Genomic DNA, 14653 nt, shown 5'->3' on the forward strand with positions numbered 1-14653 from the left:
TCCAGTTTTATTGATCTTACGCAAAGTCGCGACATTGGCCACTGGCCTAAGCTGGCGGGGCATAAATTGGAGGATGTGATAGCAATGGAAACTCGAGGATATACAACCGCAGCAGAGCATGTCGACGTGATCATCGTCGGCGCCGGAATTTCCGGAGTCGGCTCGGCCTATCGCTTGCAGCAGGACTGCCCGGAGAAAACCTATCTGGTGCTCGAGGGCAAAGATACTTTCGGCGGAACCTGGGAAACCCACAAATATCCCGGCGTGCGCTCGGATTCCGATCTCTACACTTTCGGCTACAGCTTCCGGCCATGGCTTGGCAACCCGATCGCGAGTGCCGAGGATATTCTGGCCTATATGGGCACGGTGATCGAAGAGAACGGGATCGGACCACGCATCCGTTATGGACATTGGATCACGTCCTGTTCCTTTTCCCGCGAAACCGACCTCTGGACGGTCGAAGCCACCCGCAAGTCCGATGGAGCGAAGCTGGTCTTCACATGCAACTTCCTGTGGATGTGCCAAGGATATTATGATCACGAAACCCCTCACATCCCCGATTGGGCGGGCATGGCCGACTATAAGGGTCTATTCGTTCACGCCCAGAAATGGGATCCCGCGACCGACTACACCGGCAAGCGGGTGCTGGTGATCGGTTCGGGCGCGACTGCGGCAACGGTGGTTCCGGCATTTGCCGAAAAGGCGGCGCATGTCGTGATGCTGCAGCGCTCACCAACCTATTTCCTCTGCCGACCGAACCAGAACGACCTGGCCGACCGCTTGCGCGAAATCGGCATGGACGAGCCGACCATCCACAGGGTGGCGCGTACTCAGATTCTCCACGATCAGCTGAACTTCATCAATCGCTGCAATGCCGACTCGAACGAAGTATTCGAGGAACTCAAGACCAATATCCGCGCGTTTGCGGGTGAGGATTTCCCGATCGAGCCGCACTTCGTGCCGAAGTACAAGGTCTGGCAGCAGCGCATCGCATTCTGTCCGAACGGCGACCTGTTCCAGGCGGCGGCTGCTGGCAAGGTCTCCGTGGTAACCGACACCATCGACAGGTTCACCGAAAAGGGCGTGCGCACTGCTTCGGGCGAGGAGATCGAGGCGGACATCATCGTCGCCTGCACCGGCTTCAACTTGCTGGTGATGGGCGGCATTCCGTTCACGGTCGACGGCAAGCCAATCGATTGGCACGAGACCGTTACCTACCGTGGCGCAATGTTCACCGGAGTGCCCAATATGGTCTGGGTCATGGGCTATTTCCGCGCGTCCTGGACACTGCGGGTTGAAATGATCAGCGAGTTCGTCTGCAAGCTGCTTAACAGCATGAGCGAGCGCAAGGCAAAGCGGGTCGAGGTGACCTACCGGCCACGGGACGAAAGCATGGCTCTGGCGGACTGGATCGAGGAAGACAATTTCAATCCTGGGTACCTGATGCGCGGCCTCAAGGATCTGCCCCGCCGCGGCGACCAGCCAGAATGGCGCCACAATCAGGACTACTGGGCCGAGCGTCACGAGTTACCGAACATCGACCTCGATGGCCCGGAATTCCTCTACGATGGCCAACGCACCAACGCAGAGCCATTGGTCGCGATATGATTATAGGCTTCCGGCCGCATGCCTTTTGGGCAGATTGAACGCTACTGTCCAATCGTCGAGATGTCATCTGTTCCGTACCGATGACATCTCGACCCGTATGATAAAAAGTCGCGCTCCAACGCCTGGCTCATCAGATCGTTTGCCGAGAAAGTTTGCCGTAATCTGCCTGGGTGGCGATCCTCGCCGGACTATCCCCGGCGCCGCTGGGACGCCGGGGACATGTGCGTGCCTATAAAGTAGCTTACAGCTTCTCGGTGAGTTCCGGCACGATCTTGAAGAGGTCGCCGACCAAGCCGATGTCGGCGACTTGGAAGATGGGGGCGTCCTCGTCCTTGTTGATGGCGATGATGGTCTTTGAGTCCTTCATGCCGGCGAGATGCTGGATCGCGCCCGAGATGCCGATGGCGACATAGACTTCGGGTGCGACGATCTTGCCGGTCTGGCCGACCTGATAGTCGTTGGGGACATAGCCCGCATCGACCGCAGCACGGCTGGCGCCCACGGCTGCGCCAAGCTTGTCGGCGAGCGGGAAGATGTTAGCCTTGAACGTGTCGCCATCCTTGAGCGCGCGACCGCCCGAGACGATGATCTTCGCGCTGGTCAGTTCGGGGCGCTCCATCTTGGCGATCTCCGAGCCGATGAAGCTGGAGAGTCCCTTGTCCCCCGTAGAGGATACCGCCTCGACGGTGCCGGATCCGCCGGTGGCGTCTGCCTTCTCAAAGGCCGTGCCGCGCACGGTGATCACCTTCTTGGCGTCCTTGCTCTTGACCGTGGCAATTGCGTTGCCCGCATAGGTGGGGCGCGTGAAGGTATCCTCGCTCTCGACCGAGAGGATGTCGCTGATCTGCATCACGTCGAGCAGCGCAGCTACGCGCGGGGCGATGTTCTTGCCGTTGGAGGTGGCGGGCGCGATGAACGCATCATGGTGGCTCATAAGCTCCACGATCAGCGGCGCGACATTTTCCGGCAGCGCATTCGCAAAGGCGGCGTCATCGGCGACATGGACCTTGCCCACGCCAGCGATCTGCGCGGCGGCGCTCGCTGCAGCAGCGCAGCCGGAACCTGCGACGAGCAGATGCACTTCACCCAGTTTGCTGGCGGCAGTGACAGCAGCCAGCGTTGCATCCTTGACCGACGCATTGTCATGTTCGACCCAAACGAGCGTCTTCATGCGGCTACTCCCATGGCTTTGAGTTTGGCGACCAGTTCATCAACGTCGGCGACCTTGATCCCGGCCTGACGCACCGGCGGTTCGACAACCTTGAGCGTTTCGAGCCGGGGGCTGATGTCGACGCCATAGTCGGCGGGGGTCTTCTGCGCGAGCGGCTTTGACTTGGCCTTCATGATGTTGGGCAGCGAGGCATAGCGCGGCTCGTTCAAACGCAGGTCGGTGGTGACGATCGCGGGAAGGGTGAGCTTCACCGTCTCCAGGCCGCCGTCGACTTCGCGCGTCACCGAGACGCTGTCGCCCTCGACCTCGACCTTGCTGGCGAACGTACCCTGCGGACGGCCCAGCAGCGCGGCGAGCATCTGGCCGGTCTGGTTGCAGTCATTGTCGATCGCCTGCTTTCCCAGGATGATCAGGCCAGCCAGCTCTTCTTCCTGCACCTTGGCGAGCAGCTTGGCCACGCCCAGCGGCTCCACATCCTCAGCTTCGATCAGGATCGCCCGGTCCGCGCCCATGGCCAGCGCCGTGCGCAGCGTCTCCTGTGCCTTGGCCGGTCCGATCGAAACCACCACCACTTCCGTGGCAGCACCCTTCTCCTTGAGACGTAGCGCTTCTTCCACCGCGATCTCGTCAAAAGGGTTCATCGACATCTTCACATTGGCCAGGTCGACACCCGTTCCGTCCGCCTTCACCCGTGGCTTCACGTTGTAATCTATCACCCGCTTTACGGGCACGATAATCTTCATCGAGTGGCTTCCTTTCAATCTTTTTATATAATCCTGCTGAGGTCCGTATTCTGCACCATGTTCGCACCGCAAATACAGGTACATAGCTAGCCGGAGAACAGGCTAAGCCTACATAGAGGGAGGCGCATTCCTCATGTGTATCAGGCACGGCAAAGGGTGTTTTACAGTACGGTTTCGAGCATCTTGCTTAAAGCTTCCCAATCCCGCTCGGCAAGTATTTGGATGCATGAACGGGAGGCGGGGAGATGATTTCATGGATGTGGTAAGTAGGACATCCCGAGTCAGCTAAGCGCTATGGGGGTGATCCATTGAGCGCTTCAACCCAATCGACACATTCGTAGCCAGCAACGGCGCACTGAGACAAGTCGCTTCAATCTCGAAGAGCGTAGCACGACAGCTTTGATCGGCTTCGTCCTGCGTGGTTCATAAATCAGTGCGGTGGCCCGGCCACTTCCTGAACCGCTTGCTGCAGCCATTCCATTACTGCCGAAACCCGCGCCAGCCGTCGCAGTTCGTGATGTACGACGACCCAGAAGCTGCGCTGGACCATGACTGCGTCTGCAAGCTGCGGTACCAGCACCGGATCGTTCAAGCCGATAAAATTGGGCAGGATTGCTACTCCAATCCCGCCACGTACCATCGCATGCTGCACATTTATGCTGGAGCTTGCGAAATTCGGCGAGAGTTGCACGTCAACCTCATGCAGATAGCGCAGCTCGTCAGCATAAATGAAATCAGGGATGTAGCCGATCAATGTGCGGCTTCGCAGGTCCTCGATATCCTGCACTGCGCCATGATCACGGATATAGTCTCGCGAGGCATACAGGCCGAGCCGATAGTCCGCGAGTTTGCGCGACAGCAGCGCCCCGCGGGAGGGGCGAGCGAGCATGACTGCCATATCCGCCTCGCGCTTCGAGGGATTGAGAAAACCGTTTGTCGTCACGATTTCGAGCGATATGTCGGGATGACGCTCGTGGAACTGTGACAATTGGGGGGCGACTACCCACGTCGCAAACCCTTCTGACATGCTAATCCGCACCGTTCCGGCATAACGACTGCGCTCTCCAGAAAGATCGCCACTGGCCGACAGCAGCGATCGTTCCATTTCCTCGGCATGGGCAAGCAGCTTTTTTCCGCTCGGTGTGAGTGCATGCCCGCGCGGCCCGACTTCGAACAGGCTGGTGTTGAGAGACGCCGCCAGCCGATCAATCCTGCGGCCGACCGTGGTTGCATCCACCCCCAGCCGGGCCGCCGCCGTCGCCAGCGTCCGTCCGCGTTCGACCGCCAGAAAATAGCGGAGATCATCCCAATGTATCATCGCACCCCTTCCTGCAATAATGCAGCCTATCGATGCAATATGATCTATTAACAAGCAGAATGATTGGGTCTAGCGTGATCGTCATTCTTATTTTGGGTGGTCCGAATAGATGTGCCCTAAGGGGCGACAATACTTGGCAGGAGAGTAGAAATGGACCTCCAATTACGCGGGAAGCATGCTGTCGTGACCGGCGCTTCGCAAGGGATCGGACTCGCCGTTGCGACGCTGCTGGCGGAGGAGGGGTGCGACCTAACCCTAGTGGCGCGGAACCGGACAAGTCTCCAGAATGCCGCTGACCAGATCGCCGCCGTAGCGCACGCCGTGCCGCGGTTGATCGTCGCTGACCTGTCTCAACCCGGCGCGATTGACGAATTGGCGAAGGAAGTGACGTCTCTGGACATCCTGGTCAACAATGCCGGTGCGATACCGCCGGGTGGATTATTGGATATTTCATCCGAGCGATGGCGTGCCGCCTGGGATCTCAAGGTGTATGGTTATATTGACCTGACCCGCAGCCTTTATACGCTGCTCACAGTTAGTCGGGGCGTGGTGGTCAACATCATCGGAACGGCGGGTGAACGGCCTGATCCGTCCTATATTGCCGGTGCAGCCGGTAACAGCGCGCTGATGGCTTTTACCAAAGGCATGGCGAAGGGGGCTGCGGTTGACGGGGTGCGCGTCGTCGGCATCAACCCGGGGCCCGTACGGACGGAGCGGATCAAGCTGATGCTGCGTAATCAGGCGGAGCGCAAACTGGGGGATGCCGAACGCTGGCCGGAGCTGGTGGCGAACATGCCGTTTGGACGCATGGCGGAGCCACAAGAGATCGCCCAGGCCGTGGCGTTTTTGGCCTCGCCGCTATCGGCCTACACGTCCGGGGCGATCCTTACGATCGACGGAGGTGGCGCGTAGTCGCTCTCCCTCTCTGACGTCATTGCCCATCGTGGGCTTCAAGCTGAGCGTTAGCTAGAGCGCTCCTACAGTTCGTTCGGTTTGCCTGCATTGCGAACCATAGCCAGAGTTGTGATCACAAGTAGCGGCCAGCTGATTAATGAAAGCGTGATGAGGCCTGTGCGAATGCCTTGCCCCTCTCCTGCAACCCACGTTCCAATCTCGACCGCAGCCAGTGGCCCCAGTCCATAGCCGAGAACGGAGATGATAAGGAAATTGAGGCTGACAATACGGGCTCTCATTCGAGTGGGAGTGTATGACTGAATTGCGATGGGCGTCATGACATTGAATGCCGATCCCATGAACATACCAACGGCGAACCCGGAAAGCTGGAGAACAATGCGGTCTGAGAGCAGTCCCGCAGCATAGCAAGGTGCTGCACAAAGTGATGGAAGGACGAAGGTGCGCAGAATGCCTTTCTCTGGATCACGATGATACAATCGCAATCCGCGCCACTGCCAGAAAAAGTTTCCGACCAGTGCGGCGGGAACGCCTACGAGACCCAGAAGATAACCTGCTTCAGATGCGTTCATGCCATGTTCGCGGATCAGCACCGTTGGAAGCCAGATTATGATTGCCAGGCTATAGATGCAATTTATGCCGGTGAGGGACAGCAGCGGTCCCATGAAGCGCATGCGCTTCTTCAAATATTGGATTAGCGCAGCCATGCTTACTTCGGCCGCTGGAAGCGCCTCGGAGATGCTTCGTGTCGGTATCTTTGCGGTGAAGGCGAATATCAGGGCCAGCAATAATCCGGGTAGCCCGACTATGATTAGCGTTGTCCTCCATGTCGTCAGCCCAATGTCGCTGCTGACCGCTTCGGCGAGCCCTATCGCGGCCGCTCCGAGCGCATAAGCACCGATTGTCATGAAGCTGCCGATGGAAGTGAAGAACGCAACCGGCAGGCCACGTTGTGCCGGTTTGAACAAATCGGCAATCAGAGAAATGGCTGCGGGCATGAGGACGGCTTCGCCCAACGCCACACCGCATCTTAGCAGGAATATCATCTCGAAATTCGTTGAGAAAGCGCTCAATATGGTCGCTAGGCTCCAAATGATTACGCCGATAGTCACGACAGTCCGCCGATTGCGGGTGTCGACAAAATGACCCAGAGCTACGCCTCCGATGGCGTAAACCAATGCGAAGCCCAAGCCTAACAACAGAGCCAATTGCCGGTCGTCAAGGCCGAGGGAAGCCGCAAGCGGTTGGGCCAGCAGAGCCAGAATGCCGCGGTCGAGCCATGAAACGACATAGAGAGCCGCAAGCAACCAGACGGTGTACCAGGCTTGCCTGTTGCTGACACCGGCGGGCGGCAAGATTGCAGCGTCTTGTTCGTTGATTGTGTTGATGGGGTTTCTCGGCACAACTGCTCTCCAAGACATATTATGTTTATTTGATTTCTGGATTCTGGCGTCAGCCGGAGCTGCCAACTGCTTCCGTCGCCCGCCATTGCTCTAACCGGGCGCTCACCAATTGTAGCGAGTCGACACCGAAATACATGTCGGTGCCACCCAGGAAAGTCGTGGGAACACCGAAGGCACCCCGCGCAATAGCTTCGTCCACTTTTGCACGCAGCGCATCCTTGGCATCCTGCTGGGTGATCTGCCCGAGCAGCCATTCTCCGTCGACACCTACTTCCCGACAGATATCGAGAAGGACCGAGTCTTCCGAAAGGGGAAGCTCGTCCCTAAAATAGGCCTGATAGCAAGCACGGGCGAACGGGATGAGATGACCGATGGGCTGGAGAACCAGACAGGCACGCATCGCCTTGACGCTGTTGATGGGGTGACCTGCTGGCGGGAAGTTGATCTTTATCCCTGTGATATCGGCCCAGTCCTGCATGACCTTTGCATGGTAGTCTACCTTGCGCGGCGGGAACTTCTCCTTGAACAAGTTGAATTCGACGCCTGGGTTGACCGCATTGAAGATGCCGCCGACGAGGACCGGATGCCATTCGACAGTGAGGCCGAAGCTTTCGGCCAGCGGCATGATCCGTTCGAAACCGAGATAGCTCCACGGACTGGAGCAATCGAAGAACATTTCAAGTTTCATGGCCGCTCCTCAACTTTGGAAGATGCTAATGGAAAGATTGGCCTGGGGAGGGCGCGCATGGCATCGATGCCGCCGCCCGCAGCGATCCCCCGCTGAACGGCAGGACGGGCGCGGACGAGCGCGAACCACGTCTTCAGGGCCGGATAGTCGTCGAGGGTGAGGCCTTGCGCCTTGTGGGTCATGATCCACGGAAAGCAGGCTATGTCGGCGATTGAGTAGCTGCTGCCAGAAACAAATGCGCCTGTGCGGGCCAATTGGGCATTGAGAACGGTATAAAGCTGACGGACTTCCTTGCCGTAGCGCTCGATGGCGTAGGGGATCTTCTCCGGGGCGTAGAGCAGAAAATGGCCATTCTGCCCGGCCATAGGGCCGAGGCCAGCAACCTGCCAGATCAGCCACTGGATAGCGGCATATCGTTCTGCCGGCTCCGGATCAAGGAACAGGCCAGTTTTATCGGCCAGATAGAGCAGGATGGCGGCGCTTTCAAATAGGGTGGTGGGCTCGCCACCGCGCCCCTGTGCATCGATGAGCGCGGGAATTTTGCCATTGGGGCTCGCCGTCAGGAACCCTTCGGGCGGGTCACTTCCCCAACGGACGGGAATAAGCCTGTAGGGAAGGCCCATCTCCTCCAGGCAGATCGTGATCTTCCATCCGTTTGGACTGGGAGCATAATAGACCGCGAGATCGGCCTCCGACCCGGTCATGGCGCCTGCAGCGTGGATAGCAGCCGGCGGGTGAGAGGATAACCGCGGTCCTCCGGAATACATATCCACGACTCACCATGTTCATCGCCCTCAATGCAAGGCGAAATGGGGATGCACTCGATGTTGCCGAGATGCTCCTTGGCGGCCTCGAACGCCGGATAGGCAGCGAGACGTTCCAGATTGCACAATGTGGGAAAGATGATCTTGGCGGTGCCAGCCTCAGCTTCATTGATGGCTTCATGGGCATGGAGCCAGCGTGCCTGACCAACCTCGTCGACATCGGCAGTAACGGTGCGATCTCCCTGGTGACGGGTGATATAGAAGCGGGTGTCGAAGCGACGATGCGATTGAAATTTTGGATGCCACTGGGCCCAAGGCAGGAGCGCCGCCAGATCAAGCCTGATACCGTTGTCACCCAGCAAGGTGCTGAATGGGACTTTCCGCTTCAACTCTGTCTGCAGGGCGACAGCATCGACCGGCATCGACGACTGAAAGGCTACCAGGATACCAACTTCTTCCAGCATTTCGCGAATGGCCGTTACGCGGTGCGCCATCTCGACCGGTTCGCCGAGTGTGACATCGACCAGGTTCGCATCTGTAGCGGTCCGGTGGTCGTCTTCATCTACCCGGCCGCCGGGGAACACCAGCGCATTGGGAGCAAAGCGCATTTGCGCTGTGCGCTGGATCATCAGATGGCGCGCGGCTTGCCCGTCACTTTCGTAATACAGGATCAGCGTGGCTGCTGCGATCCCTGGCCCCGACACCGTTTCACCGCGTCCATCGCTCATCCTCTGTCTCCCGGTCCTGTTTCCTATCATCATTCCTGTGACTGATAAAGCAACCGACCTATATCTGCATCGATAGTAAAAAAATATCGCTTACAAACTGGGACTTTCCATATCTGTGTTGCTTTCAATCGATCTGAATAATGGTTTTATGTTTTCGTTCCCCTGTGGGTCGTGGCGGATTAGAACCGTTCGAAATGCTGGCGGGTTCTGCCAGTGCAGGGGAGGATGGAGTCGTGCTTAATACGAATTCCCGCCAAGGCTTTGACGAAAGCCATGAGCAGTACAGAGACACGGTGCGCAGGTTTCTCGCCAAGGAGGCCGAGCCTTATCTCGACAAGTGGGAAGCAGAGGGGATTACCAGCAAATATTTTTGGAAAGCGGCTGGCGATGCCGGTTTGCTTTGTTCCAGCATGCCAGAGATCTATGGTGGCATTGGCCTCGACATATCCTACGATCTGGTTTTTCTTGAGGAATTATACTATTTGAACTGCCCGGTAGGGGTCAGCCTGCAGTCGTTGATTACTGCACCGTATCTCCTGAACTACGGTTCGGAGGAATTAAAAGCCCGCTACCTTCCCGGCATGATTAGCGGTGAGATCATCACGGCTCTGGGCATGACGGAGCCGGGTGGCGGTTCCGATGTCAAAAGTCTGCGCACGACGGCACGCCGCGACGGTGATTACTATGTAATCAATGGGAGCAAGCTCTACATCTCGAACGGCTTGCTGTCGGACCTGGTATTTCTGGCGGCGCGGACCGGCGGAGAGGGGGCAAAGGGCGTGTCTCTGATCTTGGTCGAAGCCAATTCCCCAGGCTTCGAGAGAGGGCGCAATCTCGACAAGATCGGCCTGCATGGTGCCGATACATCGGAGCTGTTTTTCAACGATGTGCGGGTGCCAATTTCGAACCTGCTGGGTGAAGAGGGGCAGGGCTTTCGTTACATGATGTCCGAACTTGGCCAGGAGCGGCTGGCGATCTCGACAACCGCCCAGGCGCAGGCGCAACGCGCCTTCGACGAAGCAGTCCAGTTCGTGAAGGAGCGCAAGGCTTTTGGCCAGCCGATATTCGATTTCCAGAATACGCGCTTCACGTTGGCGGACATGGCGACACGTCTGCAGGCAGGTTGGGCGCACCTCGACTGGGCCCGCATGAGGCACATGAAAGGCCTGTTGACGTCTGAAGAGGCGGCGGCATCCAAATTATGGCACTCCGAGAATGTCTGGCACATTGTCGATGCGGCGCTCCAGCTGCATGGCGGTGCGGGCTATATGAACGAATATCCGATAGCGCGACTGTGGCGGGATACGCGGATACATCGCATCCATGGTGGAACTTCGGAAATCATGAAGGAAGTGATCGGTCGCCGAATTTGATACATCATCCATCTCTTGGTGGTGCGCCGTCGGCTGACAGGGCGCGGTCATGCGGTCACGCCCCTTCGGCAGCAGGATAGGTTTCAAAGCATGTCTACCTTCATCGATGTTCATTCCCACGTCTCGCCGTTGAATTTCCCTTCTGCGCCGCATTCCGATGTGGCACCGCGCTGGCCCTGCATGAAGTGCCAGTCGTCGGTCGAAGGCACTTTGATGATCGGCGAAACGCCGTTCAGGAAGCTGGATGCGCGTTCATGGGACGTGGCAAGACGGATTGAAGACATGGATCGCGAGGCGGTGGACATGCAGGTGCTGTCGCCGATGCCTGAGTTGCTGTCCTATTGGCTAGACCTGGCCGACGCCCAGATCCTGTGCGATGCGTCCAACCACTTGATCGCCAGCATGGTCAGCGCTGCTCCGCGCCGTTTTCGCGGTCTCGGGTCAGTGCCGCTGCAAAATCCGGAGGCAGCGGCGCGCATGTTGCCGCGCCTGAAGTCGGATTTTGGTCTGAAGGGTGTAGAGATCGGTAGCAACATCAACGGCAAGATGCTGGGTTCTGCGGAGTTCGATCCCTTCTGGGCAGCGGCCGAGGCAGAGGGGATGCCGGTTTTCGTCCATGCGCTGCATCCGGTTGCCGCCAAGGGTCTAGAAAAGCCTGACATCAACTTTACCGGATTTGCTTTGTTTCCCGTTGATACGGGTATGGCCGCAGCTTCCATCATCATGGGTGGCGTTCTTGATAGATATCCCGGCCTTCGCATCGCCTTTAGCCACGGCGGGGGCACCCTTGGCGCGATGTTGGGGCGGCTACAGCTTGGTTGGACAACGACCAAGGGTTTCGAGGGACGAAGCCAGCTTGCCCCGATCGAGCAGGCGCAACGCTTCTTTTACGACACCAATGTCTATGACGCGGAATATCTGGCCTACCTCGCCGTTCGCATGGCGCCGGGTCAGGTATTTGCCGGTACGGATTATCCCTACATGATCATGCAGAACGACCCGGCCCGATGGATTCGCTCGCTCGGCCTGCCGGGGGAAGTCGAGCGGAGCATCTGCTCAGAGGCCGCTGGACGGTTTCTCGGCGAGCCGCTCTGATCCGAACGCCGGGCGCATAGCGGCGGTCAGCCCATCTTCCAACGCTCCAGCATGGCCTCTCCGCATTCGTCGGGACCAATTGCGCCTGGCGTGCGCGAGAACCGCGGGGCGGGTGCCTGCTGCACGATGCCCTCGTGCAGAGCATAACCGTTTCGCTCCGCGATCTGGGGATGGGTCGGGACCTCGGCCAGTTCGAGCACCGGCGCCCCGCAAGCGTCAGAGTCTTCGAGGATCGCCGTCCACTCGTCGCGGGTGCGGGTGAGGAAGATCGCCGCCATTGCGGCCGACCTTTCGGGCCAGACCGAAGGATCGTATTGGTCCTCCGCCCACTCCACTGGCGCTCCGATCCGTTGGAGCAGGATGCGGTAGAACTGCGGCTCGATCGCGGCGACGGCGAATTCCCTGCCGTCCTTGCACAAATAGGGGCGATAGTAGTTAGACGCTCCGACCAGCACGTTATGTCCGCGCGCCAACGAAAGGCCGCCAGTGGGCACATGCCCGGTCGCACCGGCGAGCAGGGCGGCGACCCCGTCGACAATCGCCGCATCGACCACCTGCCCGAGGCCCGAACGCTCCCGCTCCCACAAGGCGGCGAGAATGCCCAGCACAAGGAACATCGAGCCGCCGCCAAAATCGGCGACGAGGTTCATCGGTGGCACGGGCAACTCACCTGGGCGAGCAAAGGCATGGAGCGCCCCGGTGATCGCGAGGTAGCTGAGGTCGTGTCCGGCCCGCAGCGCGAGGGGGCCATCCTGGCCCCAGCCAGTCATGCGGGCATAGATCAGGCGCGGATTGGCCGCCATTGCTACCTCTGGACTGAGCCCGAGCCGCTCCATCACCCCAGGCCGGTTGCCTTTGATCAGCACGTCAGCATGCCGAGCTATGTCGAGGGCGCGGGCGACGTCCTCCGGCTGGCGCAAGTCGAGGACCAGCTTGCCCCGCCCGCGCTCCGTGATCGGATTGATGGTGAAGGCCGGCCGATTGGGCCGTTCAATCCGCAGCACTTCGGCGCCGAGGTCGGACAGCAGCATCGCACCGTGCGGACCTGGCCCCATTCCGGCGAATTCGACACACCGCAATCCCGCCAGCGGACCGCGCCTGCCCCCATGCTGCGTCATTCCCGGGTCTCCATCAGCATGTGTGTAACCCTTAGCGATCGCGGCCCATCGGGCGCTGTCCGCTCGGTCGCAATGATCGGGGGCACCGCGTTCCGAAAACGCTGTTGAGAAGGTGTTACATCCCCACTCGCACTGTCAACATACTTGTATCGTTTAACAGCAGTACAGTGTTTGCGACGGAAGTTGCCGGAACGCAGGAGTTTCCTTTTCGCCTTACGGTATCGCAGGTATGCAAGAAGACGATATGCTTCATGTTTCGCGATAGAAGGACATATCGCCCTGAAAATTGGACCGAAAGAGCTGGCGGGGGAAGAGCAACCTCGGCGGGTTGGTTAGTTGGTGGCTGTAGGCCCAATCCAACAGTTGGTGCGCGGTATTTTCAGGTTTGATCTTCAATTGGCTGCTGCAAGGCAGGAGCCGCATCCTTCGTAAGAGGTCGACATGGTCTTACCGTACCCGGAACTAATGAAACTGGAGCGCAATTTCAGTCATAGCTGGAACGAGCGCGACCTCATGATCTACGCTCTCGGACTTGGAATGCCGTCTGACCCGGTAGATGAACGCCAACTGGCCTATGTTTACGAGGAACGTCTCGCAGTCCTGCCGACCTTCCTTTCGACGATCGTGGTTGGGCGGAGCCCGGTCGCCTTCGCAGGCATCGACTATACGACGGTTCTCCACGGTGAGATTGCCGTGACGCTGCACAAGTCGATTCCGACGCGGGGCGAGGCCCTGGTTCAGTCGAGGATCGCTGGCGCCTGGGACAAGGGGGCTGGCAAGGGCGCGGTCTTCAGGGATCATTCGGATTTGTATCTGGCGGGTGAGCAAGCGCCGTTTGCGTCGGTTGTGAACACTGCGTTTGGACGCTCGGAAGGCGGATTTGGTGGACCGAGGGAGGGGCAGCCGATGCCCCACCCCATACCCCAACGGGATCCCGACCGGATAGTGACGCTATCTACCTCGCGGCAGCAGGCCCTTCTGTATCGGCAAACGGGCGACCTGAACCCGCTGCATGTCGATCCCGCTTCGGCGCGCGCCGCAGGGTTTCGGGAGCCGATCCTGCACGGGCTTTGTACTTTTGGCATTTGCCAGCGCGCGGTTTTAGGCGAGTATTGCGGGTATGCAGCCGATGCCCTCAAGCAAATTGGGGTTCGCTTCACGGGAATTGTGTATCCTGGCGATTCCATTCGCGTTGAGATGTGGCGAGATGGCGAGGTCGTATCGTTTGAGGCGTTTGCAGTAGAGCGGGCGCAAAAGGTGATCGGTAACGGCAAAGCAGTCCTAGCCGAGTAGCCCGACGCTGAAATTGGTGCGTGTGGCGAACCCCAGTTCCACCACGCTAGCGCACGTTGCAGAGCGCAATTGGCAGGATGAGGTGCAGTCTGGCGGACATGAAGAGCCGATGAGGGGCGAGGTCTTGGCCTCCGCATCAGGGTGCCGGTTTAGCGGCGGTGGATCGAACATTCGTTTCAAAGATCAAGTAACATATGGGCGGCACTCCTGCGCATGGGATTGATCTGCCCCCGCGGAGTGGGCCGGTTGGTTTGTTAGTGGATTATGCTCACCATCGCCATATCCGGGCGGAGGTGGAGCGAAGCGGAACCGGAGGCCGGATATGGCGGTGAAGCCGTTTCCGGTGCCGGTGGTCGATAGCCCAGGCTGCTGTGCGGGCGCACGGTGTTGTAATGTCGCCGCCACGCTTCGATCAGCACTTTGGCCTCGGCGAGGCTGT

Annotated in this window: 14 protein-coding genes; 5 read left to right on the forward strand and 9 right to left on the reverse strand. The window is 59.0% G+C overall.

The features are described from left to right. Positions 1-84 precede the first annotated feature (84 nt). Complete coding sequence (locus tag LQ220_RS10355; protein WP_230188194.1) at positions 85-1608, forward strand: NAD(P)/FAD-dependent oxidoreductase; 1524 nt, start codon at positions 85-87, stop codon at positions 1606-1608. Positions 1609-1849: 241 nt separating this feature from the next. Here the strand turns inward: LQ220_RS10355 and LQ220_RS10360 are convergent, their stop codons facing one another. The 3 genes from LQ220_RS10360 to LQ220_RS10370 form a co-directional block, all read right to left on the reverse strand. Continuing rightward, complete coding sequence (locus LQ220_RS10360; protein ID WP_230188195.1) at positions 1850-2779, reverse strand: electron transfer flavoprotein subunit alpha/FixB family protein; 930 nt, start codon at positions 2777-2779, stop codon at positions 1850-1852. Further along, a complete protein-coding gene (locus LQ220_RS10365) occupies positions 2776-3522 on the reverse strand; it encodes an electron transfer flavoprotein subunit beta/FixA family protein (protein ID WP_230188196.1) in 747 nt (248 codons plus the stop codon). Before LQ220_RS10365 ends, LQ220_RS10360 begins: the two co-directional genes overlap by 4 nt. 430 nt (positions 3523-3952) lie before the next feature. Next, positions 3953-4840 (reverse strand): LysR family transcriptional regulator, encoded by an 888-nt coding sequence (locus tag LQ220_RS10370; protein WP_230188197.1) that lies wholly within the window; start codon positions 4838-4840, stop codon positions 3953-3955. A 150-nt stretch (positions 4841-4990) separates the two neighbouring features. Between LQ220_RS10370 and LQ220_RS10375 the strand changes: the two genes are divergently transcribed. Next, a complete protein-coding gene (locus LQ220_RS10375; RefSeq protein WP_230188198.1) occupies positions 4991-5752 on the forward strand; it encodes a short-chain dehydrogenase/reductase in 762 nt (253 codons plus the stop codon). A gap of 65 nt (positions 5753-5817) precedes the next feature. Here the strand turns inward: LQ220_RS10375 and LQ220_RS10380 are convergent, their stop codons facing one another. Genes LQ220_RS10380 through LQ220_RS10395 form a run of 4 tightly spaced genes read right to left on the reverse strand, consistent with a single transcriptional unit; the run spans position 5818 to position 9335 of the window. Beyond that, positions 5818-7221: an MFS transporter gene (locus tag LQ220_RS10380; protein WP_230188199.1), complete on the reverse strand. Its 1404-nt coding sequence runs from the start codon at positions 7219-7221 to the stop codon at positions 5818-5820. Then, complete coding sequence (locus LQ220_RS10385) at positions 7205-7843, reverse strand: 2-hydroxychromene-2-carboxylate isomerase (RefSeq protein WP_230188200.1); 639 nt, start codon at positions 7841-7843, stop codon at positions 7205-7207. Before LQ220_RS10385 ends, LQ220_RS10380 begins: the two co-directional genes overlap by 17 nt. Beyond that, positions 7840-8547, reverse strand: a complete 708-nt coding sequence (locus LQ220_RS10390) for a glutathione S-transferase N-terminal domain-containing protein (protein ID WP_230188201.1) — start codon at positions 8545-8547, stop codon at positions 7840-7842. Before LQ220_RS10390 ends, LQ220_RS10385 begins: the two co-directional genes overlap by 4 nt. Next, positions 8544-9335: an NUDIX domain-containing protein gene (locus LQ220_RS10395; protein WP_230188202.1), complete on the reverse strand. Its 792-nt coding sequence runs from the start codon at positions 9333-9335 to the stop codon at positions 8544-8546. Before LQ220_RS10395 ends, LQ220_RS10390 begins: the two co-directional genes overlap by 4 nt. Positions 9336-9568: 233 nt before the next feature. On the opposite strand from LQ220_RS10395, the gene LQ220_RS10400 reads away from it, so the two are divergent. Next, positions 9569-10708: an acyl-CoA dehydrogenase family protein gene (locus LQ220_RS10400; protein ID WP_230188203.1), complete on the forward strand. Its 1140-nt coding sequence runs from the start codon at positions 9569-9571 to the stop codon at positions 10706-10708. Between the two features lie 90 nt (positions 10709-10798). Then, positions 10799-11803, forward strand: a complete 1005-nt coding sequence (locus tag LQ220_RS10405) for an amidohydrolase family protein (protein ID WP_230188204.1) — start codon at positions 10799-10801, stop codon at positions 11801-11803. A 26-nt stretch (positions 11804-11829) separates the two neighbouring features. Here LQ220_RS10405 and LQ220_RS10410 read toward each other — a convergent pair whose 3' ends face one another. Next, positions 11830-12921: a CaiB/BaiF CoA-transferase family protein gene (locus LQ220_RS10410; protein ID WP_230188205.1), complete on the reverse strand. Its 1092-nt coding sequence runs from the start codon at positions 12919-12921 to the stop codon at positions 11830-11832. Between the two features lie 441 nt (positions 12922-13362). Between LQ220_RS10410 and LQ220_RS10415 the strand changes: the two genes are divergently transcribed. Then, positions 13363-14214: a MaoC family dehydratase gene (locus LQ220_RS10415; RefSeq protein WP_230188206.1), complete on the forward strand. Its 852-nt coding sequence runs from the start codon at positions 13363-13365 to the stop codon at positions 14212-14214. 254 nt (positions 14215-14468) lie between these two features. Here LQ220_RS10415 and LQ220_RS10420 read toward each other — a convergent pair. Continuing rightward, on the reverse strand, positions 14469-14653 hold a 185-nt coding region (locus LQ220_RS10420), incomplete at its 5' end, for a transposase (RefSeq protein WP_230188207.1).

It is taken from the genome of Sphingobium sp. CECT 9361, assembly GCF_918741285.1.
Taxonomy (GTDB): Bacteria; Pseudomonadota; Alphaproteobacteria; order Sphingomonadales; family Sphingomonadaceae; genus Sphingobium.